Annotated in this window: 26 protein-coding genes; 19 read left to right on the plus strand and 7 right to left on the minus strand. The window is 51.7% G+C overall.

The window, feature by feature from the left end; all coding sequences use genetic code 11:
* Positions 1-79: 79 nt before the first annotated feature.
* Positions 80-187 carry a sporulation protein YjcZ gene (locus HFP08_RS29185; protein WP_168119948.1) on the plus strand — a complete coding sequence of 36 codons (108 nt, stop codon included), beginning with the start codon at positions 80-82 and terminating at the stop codon, positions 185-187.
* Between the two features lie 150 nt (positions 188-337).
* Here HFP08_RS29185 and HFP08_RS06895 read toward each other — a convergent pair whose 3' ends face one another.
* The 3 genes from HFP08_RS06895 to HFP08_RS06905 are packed head-to-tail and all read right to left on the minus strand — an operon-like array spanning position 338 to position 2,614.
* The gene (locus HFP08_RS06895) at positions 338-802 is read right to left on the minus strand and encodes a RidA family protein (protein ID WP_168119810.1); all 465 of its coding nucleotides are present in this window, start codon (positions 800-802) and stop codon (positions 338-340) included.
* Positions 803-833: 31 nt separating this feature from the next.
* Positions 834-1,955 carry an alanine racemase gene (locus tag HFP08_RS06900; protein WP_168119812.1) on the minus strand — a complete coding sequence of 374 codons (1,122 nt, stop codon included), beginning with the start codon at positions 1,953-1,955 and terminating at the stop codon, positions 834-836.
* Entirely contained in the window at positions 1,952-2,614 is a 663-nt protein-coding gene (locus HFP08_RS06905) for a helix-turn-helix transcriptional regulator (protein ID WP_168119814.1), read from the minus strand. Before HFP08_RS06905 ends, HFP08_RS06900 begins: the two co-directional genes overlap by 4 nt.
* 240 nt (positions 2,615-2,854) lie before the next feature.
* Here HFP08_RS06905 and HFP08_RS28990 point away from each other — a divergent pair, with 240 nt between their 5' ends.
* Positions 2,855-3,547 carry a hypothetical protein gene (locus tag HFP08_RS28990; RefSeq protein ID WP_206109193.1) on the plus strand — a complete coding sequence of 231 codons (693 nt, stop codon included), beginning with the start codon at positions 2,855-2,857 and terminating at the stop codon, positions 3,545-3,547.
* Positions 3,548-3,650: 103 nt separating this feature from the next.
* On the opposite strand, the gene HFP08_RS06915 is transcribed toward HFP08_RS28990, so the two are convergent.
* The gene (locus HFP08_RS06915; RefSeq protein WP_168119816.1) at positions 3,651-4,343 is read right to left on the minus strand and encodes a hypothetical protein; all 693 of its coding nucleotides are present in this window, start codon (positions 4,341-4,343) and stop codon (positions 3,651-3,653) included.
* Positions 4,344-4,556: 213 nt separating this feature from the next.
* Here HFP08_RS06915 and HFP08_RS06920 point away from each other — a divergent pair, with 213 nt between their 5' ends.
* The 3 genes from HFP08_RS06920 (at position 4,557) to HFP08_RS06930 (ending at position 8,678) form a co-directional block, all read left to right on the plus strand.
* Positions 4,557-5,606 carry a LacI family DNA-binding transcriptional regulator gene (locus HFP08_RS06920; RefSeq protein ID WP_168119817.1) on the plus strand — a complete coding sequence of 350 codons (1,050 nt, stop codon included), beginning with the start codon at positions 4,557-4,559 and terminating at the stop codon, positions 5,604-5,606.
* Between the two features lie 19 nt (positions 5,607-5,625).
* On the plus strand, positions 5,626-7,836 hold the full coding sequence (locus HFP08_RS06925) for an alpha-galactosidase (protein ID WP_168119819.1): 2,211 nt from the start codon (positions 5,626-5,628) through the stop codon (positions 7,834-7,836).
* 134 nt (positions 7,837-7,970) lie between these two features.
* A complete protein-coding gene (locus HFP08_RS06930; protein ID WP_168119821.1) occupies positions 7,971-8,678 on the plus strand; it encodes a M50 family metallopeptidase in 708 nt (235 codons plus the stop codon).
* A 178-nt stretch (positions 8,679-8,856) separates the two neighbouring features.
* Here the strand turns inward: HFP08_RS06930 and HFP08_RS06935 are convergent, their stop codons facing one another.
* The gene (locus HFP08_RS06935; protein WP_168119823.1) at positions 8,857-9,531 is read right to left on the minus strand and encodes a PspA/IM30 family protein; all 675 of its coding nucleotides are present in this window, start codon (positions 9,529-9,531) and stop codon (positions 8,857-8,859) included.
* Positions 9,532-9,555: 24 nt separating this feature from the next.
* On the minus strand, positions 9,556-9,777 hold the full coding sequence (locus HFP08_RS06940; protein WP_168119824.1) for a PspC domain-containing protein: 222 nt from the start codon (positions 9,775-9,777) through the stop codon (positions 9,556-9,558).
* A 329-nt stretch (positions 9,778-10,106) separates the two neighbouring features.
* Between HFP08_RS06940 and HFP08_RS06945 the strand changes: the two genes are divergently transcribed.
* The 14 genes from HFP08_RS06945 (at position 10,107) to HFP08_RS07010 (ending at position 20,199) form a co-directional block, all read left to right on the plus strand.
* Positions 10,107-11,324 carry an outer membrane lipoprotein-sorting protein gene (locus HFP08_RS06945; protein ID WP_168119825.1) on the plus strand — a complete coding sequence of 406 codons (1,218 nt, stop codon included), beginning with the start codon at positions 10,107-10,109 and terminating at the stop codon, positions 11,322-11,324.
* A gap of 144 nt (positions 11,325-11,468) precedes the next feature.
* On the plus strand, positions 11,469-12,674 hold the full coding sequence (gene alr / locus HFP08_RS06950; RefSeq protein WP_168119826.1) for an alanine racemase: 1,206 nt from the start codon (positions 11,469-11,471) through the stop codon (positions 12,672-12,674).
* Positions 12,675-12,875: 201 nt separating this feature from the next.
* A complete protein-coding gene (locus HFP08_RS06955) occupies positions 12,876-13,157 on the plus strand; it encodes a CopG family ribbon-helix-helix protein (protein ID WP_168119827.1) in 282 nt (93 codons plus the stop codon).
* A gap of 3 nt (positions 13,158-13,160) precedes the next feature.
* A complete protein-coding gene (locus tag HFP08_RS06960) occupies positions 13,161-13,511 on the plus strand; it encodes a type II toxin-antitoxin system PemK/MazF family toxin (protein ID WP_087569551.1) in 351 nt (116 codons plus the stop codon).
* A gap of 166 nt (positions 13,512-13,677) precedes the next feature.
* On the plus strand, positions 13,678-14,430 hold the full coding sequence (cpaB, locus tag HFP08_RS06965) for a Flp pilus assembly protein CpaB (RefSeq protein ID WP_168119828.1): 753 nt from the start codon (positions 13,678-13,680) through the stop codon (positions 14,428-14,430).
* Positions 14,431-14,435: 5 nt separating this feature from the next.
* Entirely contained in the window at positions 14,436-15,281 is an 846-nt protein-coding gene (locus HFP08_RS06970; protein ID WP_481856551.1) for a hypothetical protein, read from the plus strand.
* Positions 15,278-16,651 carry a CpaF/VirB11 family protein gene (locus tag HFP08_RS06975; protein WP_168119830.1) on the plus strand — a complete coding sequence of 458 codons (1,374 nt, stop codon included), beginning with the start codon at positions 15,278-15,280 and terminating at the stop codon, positions 16,649-16,651. Before HFP08_RS06970 ends, HFP08_RS06975 begins: the two co-directional genes overlap by 4 nt.
* A complete protein-coding gene (locus HFP08_RS06980; RefSeq protein ID WP_168119831.1) occupies positions 16,648-17,583 on the plus strand; it encodes a hypothetical protein in 936 nt (311 codons plus the stop codon). Before HFP08_RS06975 ends, HFP08_RS06980 begins: the two co-directional genes overlap by 4 nt.
* 11 nt (positions 17,584-17,594) lie before the next feature.
* A complete protein-coding gene (locus HFP08_RS06985) occupies positions 17,595-18,485 on the plus strand; it encodes a hypothetical protein (protein WP_240941151.1) in 891 nt (296 codons plus the stop codon).
* 44 nt (positions 18,486-18,529) lie between these two features.
* Positions 18,530-18,679, plus strand: coding sequence for a hypothetical protein (locus tag HFP08_RS06990; protein ID WP_168119832.1), 150 nt, complete (start codon positions 18,530-18,532; stop codon positions 18,677-18,679).
* Positions 18,680-18,727: 48 nt separating this feature from the next.
* Positions 18,728-18,874, plus strand: coding sequence for a hypothetical protein (locus HFP08_RS06995; RefSeq protein WP_168119833.1), 147 nt, complete (start codon positions 18,728-18,730; stop codon positions 18,872-18,874).
* Positions 18,871-19,302: a hypothetical protein gene (locus tag HFP08_RS07000; RefSeq protein ID WP_168119834.1), complete on the plus strand. Its 432-nt coding sequence runs from the start codon at positions 18,871-18,873 to the stop codon at positions 19,300-19,302. The genes HFP08_RS06995 and HFP08_RS07000 overlap by 4 nt, the downstream gene beginning before the upstream one ends.
* A 45-nt stretch (positions 19,303-19,347) precedes the next feature.
* Positions 19,348-19,836 (plus strand): hypothetical protein, encoded by a 489-nt coding sequence (locus HFP08_RS07005; protein WP_168119835.1) that lies wholly within the window; start codon positions 19,348-19,350, stop codon positions 19,834-19,836.
* A gap of 63 nt (positions 19,837-19,899) precedes the next feature.
* Positions 19,900-20,199 carry a HesB/YadR/YfhF family protein gene (locus HFP08_RS07010; RefSeq protein WP_168119836.1) on the plus strand — a complete coding sequence of 100 codons (300 nt, stop codon included), beginning with the start codon at positions 19,900-19,902 and terminating at the stop codon, positions 20,197-20,199.
* Positions 20,200-20,360: 161 nt separating this feature from the next.
* On the opposite strand, the gene HFP08_RS07015 is transcribed toward HFP08_RS07010, so the two are convergent.
* Positions 20,361-21,206: an AraC family transcriptional regulator gene (locus HFP08_RS07015; protein WP_168119837.1), complete on the minus strand. Its 846-nt coding sequence runs from the start codon at positions 21,204-21,206 to the stop codon at positions 20,361-20,363.
* Positions 21,207-21,217: the final 11 nt, after the last annotated feature.

Raw genomic sequence — 21,217 nt, forward strand, 5'->3', positions numbered from 1 at the left:
TACTGTACATTAACAAAAAGGAGATGACAAAATGAACTACGCAGCAAACGTATCTGGCGGTGCAAACTCTCACTATCCGGTGGCAGGCGCTTCTTGCAATCCTGTAGGCGGAGCCTTCACCAGCACTGGCAGCATCCTGGTACTCTTCATCCTTCTCGTTATCATCACTCGCGCTTGCCTGTACTAATCATCACGCTTTCGTTCATTCATCTGCGCTAATCGCGTATCCGCTACTCTAAAATAATAGGATGATTTCACGTAAGAAGACCCCTGTGCGATTATTCGCTCAGGGGTTCTCCTTGTTCATCGCATGCCGGCTTCGTGCAAAGCCGCAAGATTAATCGCGAATTTCGGCAATGAGCTCGATCTCGACCGGCGTGTGGAACGGCAAATCGCTGACGCCGATCGCGGAGCGGGCGTGACGGCCATTCTCGCCGAAGACGGAGATCAGAAGCTCGGACGCTCCGTTCATCACATACGGTTGATCGCCAAAGCCGGGCGCGCTGTTCACAAACCCCAGAATCTTCACAATCTTGATGACCCGATCCAAGCTGCCAAGATAGCCTTGCATGGCGGCAAGCAGGTTAATGACGACCTGTCGCGCGGCTGCCTGGCCTTGCTCGATCGTAAGCTCGCCGCCGATCTTGCCTTCATGCATCAGCTTGCCGTCGATACGGCAGTCAAAGCCGGAGGTGTAGATGAGATTGCCGGTTTGATTCACCGGAATATAGGCGAATTTGGGTTCTGTCGGTTGCGGCAGCATGATTCCAAGCTCCGCAAGCCTCCGTTCAATGGTTGACATAGTTGTGTGTGCTCCTCTCGTTCAGTATGATCTAGTCCAGCAAGCCTCTAGCCGCAATCTTGATTTTCTTCAGCTCCCCGTCTGCATTCTCCAAGTAGATGCTGTTATGGAGATTCACGGTGCTGCAAATATGATTCGGAATAATCGAGATGATGTCTCCGATGCGGTAGTCGCTGTCCGGATCGACAAGGATGACGCCATGCTCCTCGCTCATGCGATCGAATACGGCAGCGTCGTCGCCGACAATATGGCCGAAGCCCTTCAAGTGCAGCGGAGGCTTGCCCGGTTGCACATCCGTCGCGAAGGTCTTGCTGCCTCCGTCGATGACAATTCGATCCGGAGCGGGTCTGCTGACCACGGTCGCCCAGATCGTCCCGGCGCAATCCTCCAGATGGCAGAGACCGAATGCGGCTTGCATGCGATCCTGGTAAATATAGGTGCCCGGCCGAACCTCCGTGATGCCTTCGATTTCCGCCGCATAAAGCGCTGTGGGAGATGAACCGACGCTCACCTCCGCGATAGGAATGCCTGCGTCCCGAATAGCCGCTGCGGTCTGGGCCATGATACGTCCCTCTTCATGGCCGGCAGCGCGAAGCTCCATGGTTGCGGCTCCTTTCAGCATGGCGCCGCGATAGGTGAACAAGCCGGTCAGATGAATGCCCGGAAGGCTATGTATCCATTCAGCGAGCTTGACGGCATCGGAAGGCGTGACACCCGTTCGAGCCATGCCGGAATCAATCTCGAGCCTCGCCTCGAAGGAAATGCCCTCCCTGACGGCAATCTCCGACATGCGGCTTGCGCCGTCCTTGCTGTCAACGCCAAGAATGAGCCGAATGCCAGCCTGCAGCAAGCGGGCCGCGCGTTCGAGCTTGGAATAAGCAACAATCGGATAAGCAACGAAGATATCTCGAATGCCTCCAGCGGCCATCACCTCCGCTTCCGCGATTTTCGCGACGGTAATGCCGTCCGCTCCCTCATCGATTTGCAGTTGCGCCATTTCGGGCAGCTTATGCGTTTTCGTATGCGGACGAAGCTTCGCAGAGGTGCGAACGACGGCTTCGGCCATCGCTGCCACATTGGCATGCAGTTGCTCCTCGCGAATGACGAGGCAAGGCGTTTCGAATAAGGGTTTTACATCAAGCGACGGTTTCATGTATCGGTTCCTCCTTCAGAATGGTGCGATGCTTTCGATTCCTCGAGATAGCTGTACAAGGTGTATTTGGAAATGCCAAGATAAGCGCAAACTTTCTCTCCGGACTTCTTGATAAGGAAGGCCCCTTTCAGATCGAGCGTTTGGAGGAAGCGAATCTTGTCTTCCTTGTTCATATGGACAAGCGGCTTGCCGATTGCATCCTGAGCCTCCTGTATGAGTGTGTCGAGAAGATCATTCACATTGCTGACGAATGATTCTTTCACCCCCTGCAAGCTCGTTCCGGTCAGCGACTGCAAGGTGCGTTCCGCGACCATGAGATCAGAAATGTCGAAATTGATGCAAACGGCACCGATAATCTCACTGCGCGCATTCTTCACATACATCGAGGTGGATCGCAGGATGCGGCCGTCGGCGGTCTGGGTGATGTAATTATGGCGGTTGTCGCCCTCCGAGGTGCCGCGCATAATTTCGAGACCTAGATTCGTTCCCGGATCGCCTGCCTTGCGTCCCGTAACATGACCGTTCTCGATAATGGTAATGGTGCTGTCGTAAGGTTTGGACCAATCATGGACCACGACCTCGCATTTTTCGCCGAACTGGGCGGCAATGCCTTTGGCAAGCTCCGACAGGAACAGAAACTCTTGTGCGATAGACTCCATTTCGTACTCCCTTCTGTCTGGAATGGAACGGCAGATGATCATAGGGTACATCTATTATGGTTATAAATCAAACAAAATTTCTGTTTGTCAGAAAAAAAGTGTGGAAGATAATGCGCGGTGATTTGATTGCCGCAGCATGTCTAATCCTGTCGCTTCATGGATAAAATAATCCAGAAGAGGCAATCTCTAATGGAATGCAGCTTCGCCAACCAACAACAGATCAGAAAGGTGGAACATTCCATGCTATTCAAAAAAATGCGTCTATTCGCAATTGCTGTCGCTGTAGCCGCATCTGCGGCGTCCTGGTCCGCTCACAGCGCAAACGCAAGCTCGTCCCAGACCGAAATGCTTCAAGAAGAGCCGAATCTGCAGGATGGCGGTTCCCATAAACATCATCGCAGAGAAATGTCACGTGAGCAGTTCGAGGCGTACCGGATGCAAAAGCTGCAAGAAATGGCTGCTTACTTCGGCATCGAGACGGAGGGGAAATCCGCGGAAGAGCTGAAGAGAGAACTTATGACGGCGAAGGCCGAAAACAAGGAAAAATGGGAGGCTTATAAAGCCGAGCATAAAGCCGAGCGATTAGAGCAACTGCAAAGAGTTGCGAAGGAGCATGGCATCGAGACAGAAGGCAAAAATGAAGAGCAATTGGTGAAGGAACTCCGCAAGCAGCATAAAAGCAAGCAGAGCAGCAACTGGAAGGATGGAGCAAAGGAAGAAGCGAAGGAAAAACGCAAAGAGGGCAAAGGACGCATGGAAATGCAGGAGGAGGAAACACCCTCAAGTTCGCCTGCGCCGACAATGACGCCGACCATGGCTCCAACCGCAGCGCCGACGGCAGCACCGACCGCTGCGCCAACGGCAGCTCCCAAGCCGGCTCCTAAGCCGGCTCCGACGGCAGCGCCTACGAAGGCTCCAGGCAAAAAGAAATAAGGAAGCTGCATTTTACGAAATCGCGGCGCCAAGAAGGCATGGAATCGATTGTCGCGGAAGCGGTCGTTTCCATGCCTTTCGTTATTTTGAAGCTTCGCTCCTTTTAAATCGTCCACTGAGAATGAACAATCGCGCTCACATACCAGCTTCCATCGACCTCTTCCAGCACCAGAATCAGGCTTTCCCAATCCATGCCTTCGTTCTTCGCGTCAAAGCCGTTGAAGTGATAATCGGCCACAAAGCTGCCGGGGAATACATCCTCGATATTCGGAATCGTATTGCCGGAGCCCTTGATTTCATCCCAACCGATTTCATCGGCTTTCAAGAAATCCTGATCATAGACGAATTTCTGATAATAATTCTGGAAGGTCATCGAGATCGGTTCGCCGGAGCCGTCGAGCGTTCCCCACTCATAGACTTTGTCGTCGTCCCATCCGGGCAATGCGTCCTTCTGGAAGGAGACGGCTGTTGACGTGTCGATGGCGACATAGGGCGAGAACAAGATGCCCTTCTCCCCATGAATATAACGATTGAGCGTATCCAGGTCATTCTCGCTTAAAGCTGTCATTACCGCATTCGCAGCATCCCTTGGATGCTCCGCCGTTGTGATTTCAGCAGCGGTTGGCGCAGGCGAATTTGTGGCTTCCGCAGGAGTTGCGCCGTTCGTTGCGGCAGGCTGAACGGTTGGCGAGTTCACATTATTCGTATTGTTATCCATCAAATTTCCACTGCTGCTCGTGCAGCCCGCCAGAAGCAGCAGCGCGAGGACGATGAAGATGCCATATCGTTTTGACATTATGATTTCCCCCCCGGTCTTTATAGTAGAAGCTTAATCTTCAGACGCAGAGAATGTGCGAAAAGGTTGCAGCATGCTTCGTTTCTTTATACTACCCGGAAAGGCGGCAAGGTAATCAAATGACAAATTGCGTATTGAGCTTTGCGCGCTGTTCTGTTAGGATAGATTTGATTAAATTTAGTAAAAATATTAACTAAAAATGAGGGGGAGCCTATGGCCACGATCAAAGATATCGCCCGGCAAGCAGGCGTATCTCCCGCGACCGTATCCAGGGTGCTAAATAATGACGCGACTCTTGCCGTCGGCGAGGATACGAAGCAGCGCATATTCAGCATTGCCGAGGAACTGGCATACAAGCCCTCCCGCCTCCGGAAACAGAAGCAAGAGAATGAACGCGCGCGGCTGCAAATCGGGCTGATTATGCTTGCGTCGGTGGATGACGAGAAGCGTGATACCTATTTCTCATCCATTCGCGGCGGCATCGAGCGACGCTGCGAGGAAATGGGACTGAGCCTTTCCGTCATCCTGAGGGTTGGCGAGAAGCTTGAGCTGCCATCCGTTCAGCAGCTTGACGGCCTTGTTGTGCTGGGATCGATAGATGCGCGGGATATTCTCGGCATTTTTCCACGCAAGGATCGTGTCGTATTCATTAATCATGTGGAGGAGCTAAGCGAATTCGACACGATTAAGCTGAATTTTGAAGGCGCGATGAGAGATTCGCTTCATCATCTGCTGGCGCTTGGACATCGGCGCATTGCGTTCATCGGCGGATATGAAGGCATCCATCATTTCAATCCGCATTCGATGTACGCTTCCAGCGTCAATCCGAGAAGCGAGATGTACCGGCAGATCATGCAGGAGCAAGGACGATATGACGCGGCACTGGAGCATGAGGCGGATTGGTCCTCCCATGGCGGATACCTGGCGATGAAGGAGCTTCTGATGAAAGGAAGCGCACCAACGGCTTGCGTTGTCGCGAGCGATCCCATGGCGGTAGGCGCCTTGAGGGCTCTGCATGAGGCGAATATTCGGGTGCCGGACGACATGGCGGTCATCGGCTTCAACGATATCGAGATCGCGGCCTATTTGACCCCTCCGCTTACAACGGCGCGGGCCCATACCGAGCAGTTGGGACGATCGGGCGTTCAAATGCTGCTCGAGAGATTGGAAGGAAGAGAGGCGGCGATGCATGTCACGATGAATACAACCTTCGTTATTCGTGAAAGCTGCGGAAGCAAGCCTGTAGAAGAGAATAGCCATTAATTTTGGGGAGGAATAAGCCATGTCCATTCACTATCATGAAGAGGAAGCGGTCTTTCACTTGCAAGCTTCCAATACGAGTTATGTCATCGGCATTACGAAGCAAGGCTATCTCGCGCATTATTATTGGGGAAGGAAGATACGAGGCGCGAGCTGGAAGCGCCAGCTTCTGCTTACGAACCGCTCATCCTTCACGCCGAGCACGGATTTGTCGCAGATGGAGCTGTCGCTGGACACTTTGCCCCAGGAATATCCTTCGTACGGAAGCTCGGATTTCCGGACACCGGCGTTGGAGGCGCAGCACGGCAACGGTTCGTCGATAACGGAGCTCACCTATGTCTCCCATCGCATCATCGCGGGCAAGCCTGAGCTTGAAGGATTGCCAGCCGTGTACGTCGAGTCTGCGGACGAAGCTCAGACGCTCGAAATTACGATGCGGGATGCCGTAACCGCTGTTGAGGTGCTGCTGACTTATACGGTATTCGAGAGCTATAATGCGATTACGAGATCGGCCAAAATCATCAATAACGGCTCAGAGGCCGTGAAGCTGAACCGGGCGCTTAGCGTGAGCGTGGACCTGCCCGGCGATCAATATGAGATGCTGCAGTTATCCGGCGCCTGGGCACGCGAGAGATATGTGCATAAGAGAGGCCTGGTTCCAGGCATGCAGATGATCGAAAGCCGCAGAGGCTCGAGCAGCCATGTTCAGAACCCGTTCATCGCTTTGCTGGAGAACGGGTCTACGGAAGAGACGGGCGAGGTATACGGCATCAGTCTGGTGTACAGCGGCAGCTTCATGGCCGGCGTTGAAGTGGATCCCTTTCATACCGCACGGGTGTTCGCCGGAATCAATGCCTTCGACTTCGAATGGAGGCTGGAGCCGGGAGAGCAATTCCAGACGCCGGAGGCGGTGCTTGTGCACTCGCACGAGGGTCTTGGCGGGATGTCGAGAAGCTATCATGATTTGTATCGAACAAGATTATGCCGCGGCGCGTTCAGAGACGAGGTTCGCCCTATTCTTATCAACAATTGGGAGGCGACTTATTTCAACTTCACGGCGGACAAGATTGAAGCAATCGCCCGCGCGGGACAGGAGCTCGGCATTGAGCTGTTCGTGCTCGATGACGGCTGGTTCGGCAAACGCGACGACGACACGACCTCGCTTGGCGATTGGTTCGTGGATCGGAACAAGCTGCCGAGAGGCCTTGAGGATCTGGTTGGCCGGGTGAAGGCAAGCGGCATGCAATTCGGCTTATGGTTCGAGCCGGAGATGATCTCGCCCGACAGCGAGTTGTATCGCGAGCATCCGGATTGGTGCCTGCATGTGGAGGGAAGAAGAAGAACGCAAGCAAGACAGCAGCTTATCCTGGACCTGTCCAGGAAGGATGTTCAGGATCACCTGGTAGCGGTTATCTCCGATGTGCTGTCCAGTGCGCCGATTACCTATGTGAAATGGGATATGAACCGGAATATGACGGAGATCGGCTCGGCTCTTCTGCCGGCGGAGCGTCAGCGCGAGACGGCGCATCGCTATATGCTCGGCCTCTATGAGGTGTTGGAGAGGATTACCTCTGCCTTCCCGCATATTCTGTTCGAGAGCTGCTCGGGCGGCGGCGGACGCTTCGATCCGGGCATGCTCTATTATATGCCGCAAACCTGGACGAGCGATAATACCGATGCGGTCTGCAGATTGAAAATCCAATATGGCACGAGCATCGTATACCCCGTCTCTTCGATGGGCTCGCATGTGTCCGCGGTGCCGAATCATCAAGTCGAACGAGTGACCTCGCTTGATACGAGGGGCAATGTGGCATTGTCCGGCAACTTTGGCTACGAGCTGGACCTGACGACCTTCACCCCCGAGGAGAAGGAATTGGCCAGAAAACAGATTGCGCTCTACAAAGAGGTTCGGCCTTTGGTTCAGCAAGGCGATTTCTACCGTTTGCTCAGTCCGTTCGAGGGCAATGACACGGCCTGGATGTTCGTGTCCAAGAATCGCTCGGAGGCGTTCATCTTCTACGCAACCGTCCTTCAAGAGCCGAATGCTCCGCTTGGCAAATTCCGCCTCCAAGGACTTGATCCGCAGCGCGATTACGTGCTGCAAGGAGAGGCTGCCGAGGTTGAGGAGCAGTCTGTATTCGGCGGAGATGAACTGATGTACGCGGGTCTGGCCAAACCGCAGTTCCATGGGGATTTTTCCTCCAGGGTTTATTATTTCCGCACCGCGAAATAGCCGGAGACGGAGATTTGCAATCGAAAGCGAAAGAAGAGCATGCTTGCTCAGAGCATGCTCTTCTTTCGCTTTTCAAATCGATGCGATATGATTAGGAGGATCGCATACCCGCTTTTTTGCTGAGCATAGAAAGGATGGTTCATCTGATTTCGTGGTTTCGCACGACTCTATTATTGTTCGCCGTTCTCGTCTTAACGAGATTCATCCCCTTCTCTTCCTTCTTCCGCAACGTGAACACATTGGTGCACGAGCTTTCTCATGCCGCGGCGGCGCTGCTGCTTCAAGGAAAGGTGATGGAGATCCATCTCTACGGGGATCAGAGCGGCGTTACCTATACTCAGCTGACCGAAGGGTGGTCGATCGTTCCCGTTGCTTCCGCAGGCTATATCGGGGCGGCGCTATTCTCCGCTATGCTGTTCGCGCTTTATGCCCGCGGCCAAGAAAAGCTTGGCTTGATCATCATCGCTTTGCTTGCCGGCATTGCGTTAATTTTATTTGTGAGGAATGGATACGGCGCCGCGTGGTGCGCGGGCTTTACCGTTATTACAGGCTTAGTCGCTCTGCTCGCGCCAAGATGGGCGCAGAAGGTTTATTATTTGCTTCTTGCTTTTCTCTGTTTGGTGGAATCCGTCGTTTCCTCCTTCGTCATCGCCTATCTCGCGGCGCTTCAACCTTATTCGGCAGGTGACGCGACCAGCCTGGATTTGGCGACGGGCATCCCGGCCATCGTATGGGCGCTGGCTTTCCTTGTTATTGCTCTGGTCTGCTTCAAATCAGCGATGGGACGATTGTTTCGAGGAGGCAAGCGGGAGACTGAGAGACAGAATGAAACTACTTTGTAAATAGGATAGTGCGACCTTGGCGCGTTGCTGAAGCCGGAGACCGTTTCACTGGAGGATGGAATGAAAACCATCGAAGTCGATATTGTGCAAAATATTGCGGATGAAACAAACAGCGCCCCTTTCAGCTGAGGGGCGCTGTTCTATATGAAAGCCAAGCAAGCTTAGCTGGCTTTGTTGCTTAGCTGCCGGATTTCTTGGCAAGAAGCTGCTTATATTGCTCTTCGACAAGAGCGTTGCGCTGTTCCGAGCGAAGATCATGCGGAGCGAAGCTTGAGTAAGCTCCTTGCGAAGTACGCGCAAGCTCCCGCTGCGCTTCCATCTCCATCACCTTCTGTTCGATGCGTTCAAACCCCTTGGTCGCAGCTCCTGCTTGCAGACCGTGGACGGAGCTTGAATAGCTCCCAGTACTGCCTCCTGTGCGTCTCATTCTGGCAAGAAGCTCCTCGCGCTTCTCTTGCAGCTTCTGCTTCTCCGCTCGCAAAGAATCAATATGCAGTTCAAGCTCCAGCGTTGCTTTCTTTGCAAGCTCGCGAAGCTTGGAGGCTTCCTCGGCTTGCTCCAGGTAGAGAAGCTTTGCTTCGAGAGCCGCCCTTGCTTCAACCTCGCGCTCTTCGGCAGCGGCTTGCTCTGCCTTGCTCTCATAATGCGCGGCTCCGGCGCTCGCTTCATCATATTTCGAAACAAACATACGCTCCTGAGCTTGCTGCTGCGCCAAGCTTCGTTCAGCCTTCATAATTTCCTCGTCCAAATCTCTCAAATAGTGATTAAGCATCATAACCGGATTTTCAACTTTATCCAGCATTTCATTAGCAGCTGCCTTCGTCATATGAATCATGCGTTCCAGAATACCCATCTTGTCATCTCTCCCTTAATCAAATTAGTAGTTGTAGTGGTTGGAATAATGAAAATCATGCTCGCTTGCCTTCGGAACAAATATGGAAGCGGCAATGTAAATCAAGAGCACTGCCCCGAAGCTGAAAAATGCGGTAATGACCACGAGCAATCGAATAATCGTAGAATCAATGCCAAGCCATTGCCCGATGCCGCCGCATAATCCCGAGAACTTATGATCCGTTGTTGATCGAAATAATTTTTTCATTTTTTCAAACATCCTTTCGTGTGTCTCGCTTATGTCCTTATTCTACCTGCTGATGCTTCCGCTCGTAACGGTCCCCGGTCTATTCTTGCTACTGGTCTTAAGGCGGGGAAGCGCTCCGACGGCGGGCGGGGGTTGCGGATTTGAGACGGATGTATCTCTCCACAGCCAGATAAGCAACAATTAATTGGAAGGATATGTTGACGGTAGCGACGGAAGGCAGGGTTGCCGAATTGCTTGTCATGCTTGTCAAACTAGTCCGCATAAATGGTCAAGTTCCCTCATAGACATGTTATCAGCCAGTAAAAACATTGTGCAGAGGGGATGATTTCATGCGTCGCATGGGATGGACCGCGGCAATCTTTATGTGTTTCACACTCATATTGTCCGCTTGCGGTACGAAGAACGCCGAGTCCGTTGTGAAGGATCTCGACAAGGTTGTCAGCAACATGGAAAGCTATCAAGGAAGCGGCACAATGACGCTTCATACCGGTCAGCAGCCGCTGGAATATCAAGTGGAGGTATCCTATCAGAAGCCTTCCTTCTACCGCATCAAGCTGACGAATGAAGCGAAGGATATTACGCAAATCGTGCTGCGCAATGACGAAGGCGTGTTCGTGCTTACGCCGAAGCTCAATAAAGTCTTCCGCTTCCAAAGCGACTGGCCGCAGAATCAAGGACAGGTCTATCTCTATCAGACGTTGATTCAGAGCATTCTGGTGGACGGCTCGAGACAGTTCGCCGCCGAGGACAACGCCTATGTATTCGACGTTATGGCCAATTACAACAACGGAACGTTGGCAAGACAGAAAATATGGCTGAACAAATCCGATCTGAGTCCGATGCAGGTTGAGGTGAGCGATACGAATGCGGCGGTGATGGTCGATGTGAAATTCGATTCGTTCAAATTCGGGCCGAAATTCGAAGACAGCGTATTTGAGACCGAAGCGAACATGAAGGCTTCCCAGTCGAATGCAGAAGAGCCTGATGACCAAGAAACCATGGCAACTCCTGAGCAGAATAATGGCGGGGTTGCATCGCAGGATGACGAGGGCGCTGTCAGCGGAGACGACGATGCGGTCGGCAATGATCAAAATAGCGACGACGGCACAGGCAGCAATCCGGATGACGACGCGGCGGCTTCACCGGATGACGACGGCGTCGAGCAAGGGGATGACGCTTCTGCAAGTCTGGAAGATATCGATTCCAGTCCGTTCATCGCTTACGGTCCTTCTTATTTGCCGGAAGGCGTATCCCAGAAAGATATGACCGATATTGTATTCGGCGGAAACAAAGGCGTGATGACGCGCTTCGACGGCATCTACAGCTATACGCTTATTCAGACTCAGCCGAAGGATAAAGCATCCTCGCTAGTGCCGGGCCTGATGGTCAATGTCGGTTCCTCGGTAGGGGAGATTACGGCTGGAGACGAGCTTCAAACTTTAACATGGATTTATCAGGGCAATGAATTCAAGCTGTCCAGCGGAAACCTTCCGGAGTCGGAGATGATCAAGGTTGCTCAGTCAGTTCTTGGCGAAATTGACAAATAGATCCGCGGTCTGCGCAATTTCCAAGACGTGCTAGCTGAATCTAAAGCTCATTTCATTGACAGTCCCCGCAGCAACGTTTAACATTGAACTATTAGTGTTTGCCGCTCGGACTGCAGGTGTGATGAGAAGAAGAAGGTGACCGACTTGGATTCGTATTACCGCCCGACATGGGCAGAGATATCGCTTGATGCATTGCGCTCCAATCTGCATCGGGTTCGCGCGACCTTGCCGAAGGAATGCAAGCTTATGGCATCGGTCAAAGCAAATGCTTATGGACACGGAGCAATCGAAATTGCAGAGGCGGCTGAACGCTTCGGTGTGGATTATCTGGGCGTCGCCTTTCTGGACGAGGCGCTCCAGCTGCGAAAAGCCGGCATTCAGTCGCCTGTTCTCGTGCTTGGCTACGTTCCCGCTGAAGCTCTGGAGCTTGCACGCGAACATCATATAACGATCAGTCTGTTCCGAGAGGATGTGCTTGCCGCGGCAGCCGCGCTTCCTGATCGGGGAGACCTTGCGAGATTGAAGGTTCATATTAAGCTGGATACGGGCATGGGCCGGCTTGGCGTGCTCGGATTCGACGAGTCCATCTCTTTCATTGAACGTGCGCTTGGCAACGACAGGCTGGAGGTGGAGGGCTTGTTCACTCATTATGCGAGAGCGGATGAGGAAGACAAGAGCTATACGAAGCTGCAATACGATCGGTTCTCGGAGATCGTAGAAGCTGTGAAGCGCAATGGCTGGGAGATACCGATTATTCATGCCGCCAACAGCGCCGCAGGATTGGATACGCCGCAGTGGGCGGGCAACATGGTTCGTCTGGGCATTAGCATGTACGGCTTGTATCCGTCTCGCGAGGTGAATCCCGATAAGGTCAAGCTGCAGCCGCTGCTGACGCTGAAGACAACGGTTGTTCATGTGAAGACCGCGCCGCCCCATTGGGGAATCAGCTATGGCTCACGCTATGTTACGAAGACCGATGAGCGGATTGGAACGCTTCCGATCGGATATGCGGACGGATACAGCCGGATGCTGACCGGCAAGGCGCATGGCTTGATAAGAGGACGAAAGCTTCCCATACTGGGAACGATCTGCATGGATCAATGCATGATCGCCCTTGAGGACGATAACGGGATTTCTCCGCCGGTCGAAGCGGGAGAAGAAGTAGTGCTGATTGGCGAACAGAATGGAAACGTCATAGCCGTCGAAGAAATCGCGGATCAACTGGGAACGATTAATTATGAAGCGATATGCATGTTGGCAGCGCGGGTTCCACGTGTCTACCGAGAAAACGGCCTCATCACCAGCTCCCGAAATGCATTGCACATTCAGAACTCACAATCGGGAAACTGATCGACATTTATTTTGCAGCAATAGAGGAAATTGACGGTAATTGCACGAATATAGATAGTTGGATGAGCTGCGAAATTCAGCATATATCCTATGTAGCATATTTGATATACGGACATCATAGATATGTTGAAGTATAGGAGCAGCGTTTTTTTGTCATAATGTGTAATGAGGGATTGGAAAAGTTTTGGGGGTGCGAGTTCGGTGGCCAATGTGCATAATACGAAAAGGATCATGATTAGCTTGCCCGATCAGCTTCTTGAAGAGGTCGATGGAATCGTTGCCAAGGAGAATTCCAACCGCAGCGAGTTTATTAGGCAGGCCATGAAGCTTTATCTCGTGGAACGAAAAAAACGTCAAATTCGGGAATCCATGCAACGCGGCTACATGGAAATGGCGAAAATTAACCTGAATATGGCCTCGGAAGCTTTTCAAGCGGAGGAAGAAGCGGAACATACGTTGGGTCGTCTTGTTAGCGGGGTGTAGAGCTTGATTGTAAAACGCGGAGATGTATTTTTTGCTGATTTGTCGCCAGTCGTAGGATCCGAACAGGGAGGAGTCCGTCCGGTGCTCGTTATTCAGAATGATATCGGCAACCGCTTCAGTCCGACCGTTATCGTAGCGGCAATTACGGCTCAGATCCAGAAGGCCAAGCTGCCGACGCATGTGGAGATGGATGCCGCTACTCATGGCTTTGATCGTGATTCCGTCGTACTGCTGGAGCAAATTCGTACGATTGACAAACAACGGCTAACGGACAAAATAACGCATTTGGACGATGAAACGATGCGTAAAGTGGATGATGCCTTGCTCATTAGCGTAGGCTTAATTGACTTTTAAATCCAAAAAGGGATAGACAATTTGAGTTCATTTTGCTATTATAGGCTCAATTGGAATTCGAAATCATAAATCAAGAGCATCTCTTTTGCGAAGAACGCAAGCAGAGCTTCGGCATAGGCCGAAGCCCGACTTGCGTTCTTTTTTGTATGCTCGGTAAGGAGCACTCATGAACAGAAGACGGAATATCTGGTTAAGCTTTATTGCCGCAATGCTGTCGGCGGCGATTGTCTACGGACTATATCAACTGCAACGGCAGCAGATTGAAAGACAGATGACGATTGAGGTCGTCGTTCCGAAGAGATTCATTTCGGCCGGCGAGCATATCAAGGCATCGGATCTGGCGTTGGCAGGACTTCCGTCAAACGCCGTATTGCCCGATATGATCAGGGATGCGGGAGAAATCATCGGCAAGGAGGCGGCGATGCCGATGGGAAGCGGCGAACCCGTGCTGAGCTGGAAATTCAATGAATACGGGCTGCAGCCGAGCGCGCTGCAATCCACTTTCCAAATTCCAAAGGACTACATCAGGTCGATCTCCAACGGCATTCGCGCCGGGGACCGCATCCGCGTGTACATATCCAGCGAATCGGGAAGCTCCGGAAGACTGTTCCAGGAGTCGGTCGTGGTCGCCTCGGTGAAGAGCTCCGGAAACCTGGAGATTGACAATATGGAGCAATCGCATCTCATGTCGCTCGCGGAAGGCAATAAGGAGGAGATGTACGCATCGAGAAGAGACGCAAACGGCAATATCGAATATATCAATCTGAATCTGACAGAAGAGCAATGGCTGCAAATCGACAGCTTGTGCAAGGGCGGCGAAGCCAAGCTCGTCATTGCTTATAGTCCCGAATCCTTTAGCATCATTGGCGAAGAAGATCAAGCTGGATCGGACAGCGGCAAGGAAGGTGGATTGAATTGAAAAGCATGCATGCGCCATTAGTCGTTTTTGTCGGCACGACGCCGAATATCGGCACAACAACTGCCGCGTTTGCCGCAGCGATGCGAATGGCGGAAGCGAGCGATAAGCCTGTCGGCTATCTATGCCTGCACTTGAAGAGCGCCAAGCTGCATCGTTACGTTGGCGTTGATGAACCGGAGATGACGCTGGACAAGCTGCAGCCGGAGCTGAAGTCGCAAGCTCTGACCGGTCATATGCTGCTTCGATCGATGCATGTGTTGAACCGGCAGCCGAATCTTCATATTCTGTTCGGCTGCTTGAACCGAGAATATGCCGAATATTTCAATCCGGATGAGATTGATCATCTGCTTGATGTTGCAGAGAGCTTGTTCTCCGTCCTTATTGTCGATGGAGGCGCATATTGGGACAATGCCGCCATTCTGTGCGCTTTGCATAGAGCGAATTCGCGTATTCTGGTAACGACGTCCGCGCTTTCGCATTTCCAGGAAGACGGAACGCGCTGGATGAAGGAGATGTCTCCGCAATTCCGGATTCAGCCTCAAGACTATGATTGCGTGATGACAGAAGGCTCGTGGAATGTCGGCAATTACGGAATGAACGATATTTGCAAGGAATTAGGCGTTTCTCCTCTGGAGGAATTTCGGCTGGGTGAAGCCCTTCTTCACAGCTTGGATCGCGGTCAATATCAAGAATGGCTGACAGGGGATGCCGGTGGGAAGAGCGCGATGAAGAAAGCGGCTCAAGCGTTGCTGCGGCGGCACGGTATTCGGGAAAGCTTGGGCAGGGAAGCGAGAAAGCGGCCGTGGTTTGCCAATCTCATCAAGCAGCGGAATGGAGCGGAATCCCTATGAATAATGGCAGGAAGAAGTTCTCCGTATCTCAATTCACATCCCGAATGCAGCAGGAGCAAATGGGGCAAGAGCGCGTGAAATCCCAATATCCAGAGGGGGAACAGCCAGATTCGGAGCAATTTGAGCGGCTTGCCGACGAGATCAGGAGCAGTCTTAGCGCGCCCAGAGGACTGAATGACGAGCAGCGGAGGCAATACAGCGAGACCTTGAATCGAGCGGTGCTCGGCTTTGCGCAGGAGCGAAATCAAATGCTGGCGATTATTGAAGATCGATTGCAGAGAATGCGAATGCATTCGATTGCCGGACATGCGGGACCCTTCGCAAGCTTGGCAGAGGCTCTATTCGCGGAGGTTATCGGACTAAATGTGCTGGAGCTGGTGCTTGCGGACAAAGAGGGGCTTGAAGAAATCCAGGTTGTCGGCACATCAATCTATGAAATTCGGGAAGGGGAGGCGCTTCCCTCCCGATATTCCTTCGAACATCAGAAGGATGTTGAAAGGATTCAGCAGAATTTGGTGCTCTATAATAACGACCGGATTAATCCGCGGAAACGGTGGGCGGAGGTTATGCTGCGAGACGGGTCCAGGGTGACGATGACAGGCTTTGGCTTCACCGCCGTCCCCACGCTTACGATTCGATTCTATACCGTTCGCAGCTTTCGGCTTCAAAGCTTGGCCGAGCAGCCCTATCGAACGTTGGACGCCAGAATGGTCGATATGCTGCAAGCCGTTCTTGCCGCGCGCTTCAATATCGTAATTATCGGCCCTACAAATTCCGGGAAGACGAATTTGATGAAGGCTTTGATCGCAGAGCTGCCCGACAACGAACGACTCATTACGATAGAAAATCGCTTCGAAATGATGCTGGGCAGAGATTTTCCTTCGAAAAATATTATTGAATATGAAACATCCGAGGACGATCCGGCGCATGCCTCCAGCCAAGCCTTCAAGCTTGCTCTCAGGCAATCTCCCAAGCGGATCATCCATGCGGAAATCCGCGATGATGATGCGAATATTTACGTTCGGGCATGTACGCGGGGACATTCGGGAAGCATGACAACCGTACATGCCAATCGGCTTGAAGATGTGCCGGAAGCGATTACCGACATGTGCATGCTCGATGGCAGAGCGCTCAATCCTGAGCGGCTCGTGAAGCGGATTACGGAATATGTAACAGAGATCGGCATCGAAATGCGGTTATGGAAGGGAAGAAGAATCATTAGCCGAATTAGCGAACTGCATTGGCACGGCGGAGAAGTTGCCGTAGCGGATTGGGCATGGTTCGACGAGAGCAGCGAGGAATGGAGCGTTACGGATTCGCCCTCCAACAAATTCGGAGCAAGAATGAAGCGTTCGGGGTGGAGCCTATGAATCTGATATCCTTGACAGCGGCTTGTCTGCTCCTATTCTGTCTGCTGCAAATTGCTCTCTATTCCTTGTTTGTCCTCGTTACAGGAAGGCAAGAGCTTCGCGGCAGACTTACGCATAGGAAGCGAAAGAGCCGACTGGCCATCCGGCTTGCGAGCATCAAAGCCTATGACGAATTGCGAAGGCATCTGGCGGAGCTGCTGGAAACGCTGCGAATGTCGATGCTTCCCGAGACCTTTCTGGGAGTTTCGAGCTTGCTCCTGTTGTTCGGAATTATTGCGGGGGGATTATTTTTTCAAACGGCGAAGGGCCTGCTTCTTTTCGGTTTTGCGGTCGGCTTCACCCCGTATCTGAGTCTTCGAACGCTGCTCATTCATCGGAGAATGCAGGCGCAGATCGATTTCTTGCCAGCGGTGGAGCTGTTCTATCAATGCTATCTCGTAACGGGCGAAAGACAGGTGCGGATAGCGCTTCAAAGAGCGGTGGAGGAGCGGAGGCTAATCGGCGGGATGCAGGCTGTGTTCGAGCAACTGTATCGGAATTTAACGCTGCGGGGCGATGATGAGAGCAGCCTGAAATTGCTTTCGTCCTCTCTTGGCCATGCATGGGCGGACTATTTCGCCAATATGCTGCATGTCGCCCTGACGGAAGGCGTATCCATATCCGATAATTTGCGGGAGCTGCTGGGAGATATGCGGGGAGCAAGAAGAACGAATGAGCAGGAAAGGCATAAGCTGCTGGAGATTAGAATCGCCAATTTTACGCCGATCTTTTTTCTCGCTTTGTTCATTGGCATTAATATTCGTTATAACTCTGCAAACGCTTATCTGTATTATGTGCAAGACGCTCATGGAAGAGATATGCTTCTCAATGCCATTGTGCTTATTTTCTTGTCATTTCTAATGGGACTATCGCTTTCGCGCAAAAAAATGTAGGAGGTTTGTTCATGGCGAATTGGATTGAAGCGATGGTGGGGACAGGCTCATTGATAGGTCAATTTCTTTTTGGCGGAACGGCCGTCTACCTCTTGCTGCAGCTGCTGCCAAGAAGGAAGACAAGATGGAAGCGATTGGCCTTCTTAAGCTGGAGAACGAAGGAAGCGCCCAGGAACTGGGTGAAATGGCTCGCAATCCATATCGAGCGTCCTGCTGATCAAGAACGCGCGCTGCTGCTCGCCGGCTGCGGAGTAACGGCGGATCCCGCCTGGTACTTGCTGGCGCGAAGATTTGTCGTCATTCTCTTGCTCGTTGTCGCCGGAGGAGCGGCGCTCCTCTCTAGGAGCATACTTCTGTCCCCACAGATGCAGATAATGACGGGCATGCCCATTCTTCTTATGATTGCGCTGGGGCTGGATCGTGTCTGGCTTCGGGCCTTCCACAAGCTGCGAAAGCTCCAAATTACGAAGGAAATTTATATGATCAGCAATCAATTGCTGTACTTGTCGGAATCCTCTCTGCATATTCATGCCAAGCTGATGCGCTGCGTTCCGTTCACCAGAATGATGCGCGGGGAGCTCGAAGGACTGCTTGCGGACTGGTACCATGACCCCGCAATCGCGCTCAAAGTCTTCAAATCAAGACTGGGCACGGATGAAGGCATGAGCTTCGTGGAAACGATAGATGCGCTTCGCCAGCATGAAAGCTCTCATTATTATGAGCTGCTTCGCGTGCGGATTTCCGATTACAAGGAGAAGCTGGAGATAGCAAAGCTAAGCCGCAAGGAATCGACCTCCTATTTGCTGTTTGTATTGGCGGGAGTACCTATTCTGTATACCTTTCAAATTTTTATCTATCCATGGGTGCGAGAGGGGCAAAAGCTCTTTCAAGCATTAAGCTGACGGGGGCCATGCCCGATTGATGCATAGGGAAGGGAGGTGAGCGCATGCGCAATATTCTAATGACCGTCATGATGCTTGTTGTCGTCATTGTCATGTTCAACGCGATTGTGACGAAGGACACGACAGGAACAAGAAGTCAGATTGAATCGCAAGGGAGTACGACGAATACGAAGATCGGCGAGCTTGCTCCATAAGAAAAGGAAGTTTGTTGCATGGAGGAGCTGGAGTGGAGGTGAGCTCTAATGCGGGCTTTGTTAATGTCGATGATGTTTATACTTGTTATTCTGGCCATTTACGCATCGATAGCGGACGGAGATGACGGAATGAAGCAAGGGATAGGTCGGTCGGGCAGCGCAATGAGCGACTATATTAAGGGGATGTCTCCTTGAAGCAGATTCTCATATTCATTCTGTTCGCGGCTATGTTGTGCTGGATGATGTTCTCTCCTATTTATAAGCATATCGTTATCGTGAGGGGAGCTGTTCTTCAGCAAGAGGTGGATTATTTGCTGGAGGTCGGCGCTAGCGGCGCTTATGGCTATATCAGCGAGGACATGATGACAGAGTCAAAGGAACGACTGGCGAAATTCGGTCTCGACGAGAATAAAATTTCATACGAGCTTGCGACGACGAGCGGAGTCGATCCGACTATCGCAAGCGCGCCGATTATGCGGGGGACGGGTATCTCGCTTCGAATCAGTTATCCGTACGAGCAGCTCTTTCTGATCGATTCTTTGATTGGAATAACTCCGATACCGGCCGATGAACGAATGGCTGCCTATGGCATGAAAATGAGCGAATATGTGCCGAGATCTTAACAATAAGCCTGCCAAGGCTATCCAGAAGAAATGGAGGCATCGAGATTGTACAAGCTGCTGCTGATCATAGCCATGATGACCCTTTGGCTGTCCGTTCATCTTATTCAAATTGAAGATGAGCTGGCGATGAAGACATTGTTCCAAAGCAAGCGCGCTGTCAATCGCGCCGTGCATGCCGCTGCACAGCAACTGGACAAGACTTCGCTAAGCGAAGGCGAATTGCGTATTGATCCAACTGCCGCCGCAGCCGCAGCTTTTGAGTATTTGCAACGGAATTTGCAGCTCGATGCGAGTAACAATCCGCAAAATACATCATTTCTCGAGGAGCAGGTCGAGGTGCTTGTTTTCGACATCATTAATTCTGATGAATCATTTCCTTACTTTTATCATAATGATAGCTATCTCTATGATGCCGTGCTGAACAAGCCGGGCGTTGTCATGATCATTCATGTCGCATTTCCCAATCGCTTTCCTGTTCTTGAACCAATGGAGTGGTCCGTGAAAGGCGTCTCCGAGATTGTGCTTGATCTATAGGAAAGCAAATCAATTTGACGCGGCCAGAGATAATTGGTGTAATTGAGTAAGGAGGTGGCGGAGATGCGCATCGAAGTGGAAGAGGCGGCTGCAAGATGGTATAAGGAAGAGATGGGATTAACAGGAGGCGAAAGCTTGCGCGTATTCGTAAGACTGGGAGGATGCGGAAGCGTCCATTCGGGACTTTCGCTCGGAATTACGCAGGATATTCCCAGGAAGCCGGCGATTAGTCAGAGATGCGAAGGCATTCTCTTTTTCATGGAAGAGGATAATGTATGGTATCTGGACAATAATGATCTTCATCTTTATTATCATGCATCGATGGAGGAAGCGGTCATTGAAGTTCGCGCGGCGAAGTCGTGATTTCAGATAAGGAAATCTTCGTGCAAGAGGAGATTGTTGTGAGAAAAACGAAGTTTGAGAAGTTTGATAAGAGAGGTTGTCCGTAAGGTTTGCGAACCAAGGGACAGCCTCTTTGTCGCTGCAGCCAACAATACCGCGCCTCTGCAAGGCGACGAGAATGTTCAAAGTGGAACTTGCATTTTGTTGCGTTTGCGGAATTGGGAAGGGGTTATGCCAACGACAAGCTTGAACTCTCTATTGAAATGTATGGTCGAGCTGTAGCCGACCTGTTCCGCAATGCTTTGAATAAGATCGTTTGACACGATTAACCGCTCGCGTGCTTTGTTGAGGCGAACATGACGCAAATATTCGACAGGCGTAAAGCCTGTATATGCCTTGAAGGATCGGCACAGATAGTACGGACTTATGTTATGCAAACTCGACAATTCATGAAGCTTGAATGGCTTTGCGTAATGCGCTTCAAGATAGTGCACGATTTCTGCTGCTGCTTTGTTGCGTACCGGCAAGGCGGAGCAGGCGTCGGGAGCGCTGTGCCCGGAAATTCTCTCGAGCGCAATCAAGAGTTGAATAATCAGAATTCGAAGCAACAGCACATTCATCTGAGTCGGCGATTCGTATTCTTGCCTAAGCTGGAGGAGCAAGGGCTCAATAAGCAGCTGCTCTTGATTGGACAGGCTTAGGACCTTGTGTCCCGATTGGAAAATCTTCAGCAGCTCCTGGCTGTAATTTCCGAAGGATTCAAGAAAGCGATCATTGAAATTAACAACGGTGCGCTCGTGGCTGTTCGTACCAGGCTCGATCGTTTTGTGCAAATCATGCTTATCAATCAGTACGACGTCCCCAGGGCGAATAGTGTAGGTCTTGTTCTGAATGAAATAATGACGCACGCCTCCATGAAGATAATAGATTTCATACCCTTGATGCTCGTCGAAGGAGTCCATCGTGTAGGCATGATCCCGTTTCACATGTTCAATGAAGAAATCGGTAGAGATATACATCTCTCTCATTCCTCCTTAGA

It is taken from the genome of Paenibacillus sp. HB172176 (genome assembly GCF_011947265.1).
GTDB lineage: Bacteria > Bacillota > Bacilli > Paenibacillales > Paenibacillaceae > Pristimantibacillus.

Coding starts and splice junctions, on each gene's coding strand:
- HFP08_RS06900 (WP_168119812.1), bottom strand. CDS start 1,955: ATGAAACCGTCGCTTGATGTAAAACCCTTATTCGAAACGCCTTGCCTC.
- HFP08_RS06975 (WP_168119830.1), top strand. CDS start 15,278: ATGAATAATGGCAGGAAGAAGTTCTCCGTATCTCAATTCACATCCCGA.
- HFP08_RS06985 (WP_240941151.1), top strand. CDS start 17,595: ATGGCGAATTGGATTGAAGCGATGGTGGGGACAGGCTCATTGATAGGT.
- HFP08_RS06980 (WP_168119831.1), top strand. CDS start 16,648: ATGAATCTGATATCCTTGACAGCGGCTTGTCTGCTCCTATTCTGTCTG.
- HFP08_RS06925 (WP_168119819.1), top strand. CDS start 5,626: ATGTCCATTCACTATCATGAAGAGGAAGCGGTCTTTCACTTGCAAGCT.
- HFP08_RS06970 (WP_481856551.1), top strand. CDS start 14,436: ATGCATGCGCCATTAGTCGTTTTTGTCGGCACGACGCCGAATATCGGC.
- HFP08_RS06935 (WP_168119823.1), bottom strand. CDS start 9,531: ATGGGTATTCTGGAACGCATGATTCATATGACGAAGGCAGCTGCTAAT.
- HFP08_RS06915 (WP_168119816.1), bottom strand. CDS start 4,343: ATGTCAAAACGATATGGCATCTTCATCGTCCTCGCGCTGCTGCTTCTG.
- HFP08_RS06920 (WP_168119817.1), top strand. CDS start 4,557: ATGGCCACGATCAAAGATATCGCCCGGCAAGCAGGCGTATCTCCCGCG.
- HFP08_RS06905 (WP_168119814.1), bottom strand. CDS start 2,614: ATGGAGTCTATCGCACAAGAGTTTCTGTTCCTGTCGGAGCTTGCCAAA.
- HFP08_RS06895 (WP_168119810.1), bottom strand. CDS start 802: ATGTCAACCATTGAACGGAGGCTTGCGGAGCTTGGAATCATGCTGCCG.
- HFP08_RS06990 (WP_168119832.1), top strand. CDS start 18,530: ATGCGCAATATTCTAATGACCGTCATGATGCTTGTTGTCGTCATTGTC.
- HFP08_RS28990 (WP_206109193.1), top strand. CDS start 2,855: ATGCTATTCAAAAAAATGCGTCTATTCGCAATTGCTGTCGCTGTAGCC.
- HFP08_RS06930 (WP_168119821.1), top strand. CDS start 7,971: ATGGTTCATCTGATTTCGTGGTTTCGCACGACTCTATTATTGTTCGCC.
- cpaB (WP_168119828.1), top strand. CDS start 13,678: ATGAACAGAAGACGGAATATCTGGTTAAGCTTTATTGCCGCAATGCTG.
- HFP08_RS06995 (WP_168119833.1), top strand. CDS start 18,728: ATGCGGGCTTTGTTAATGTCGATGATGTTTATACTTGTTATTCTGGCC.
- HFP08_RS07015 (WP_168119837.1), bottom strand. CDS start 21,206: ATGAGAGAGATGTATATCTCTACCGATTTCTTCATTGAACATGTGAAA.
- HFP08_RS06945 (WP_168119825.1), top strand. CDS start 10,107: ATGCGTCGCATGGGATGGACCGCGGCAATCTTTATGTGTTTCACACTC.
- HFP08_RS06940 (WP_168119824.1), bottom strand. CDS start 9,777: ATGAAAAAATTATTTCGATCAACAACGGATCATAAGTTCTCGGGATTA.
- HFP08_RS07010 (WP_168119836.1), top strand. CDS start 19,900: ATGCGCATCGAAGTGGAAGAGGCGGCTGCAAGATGGTATAAGGAAGAG.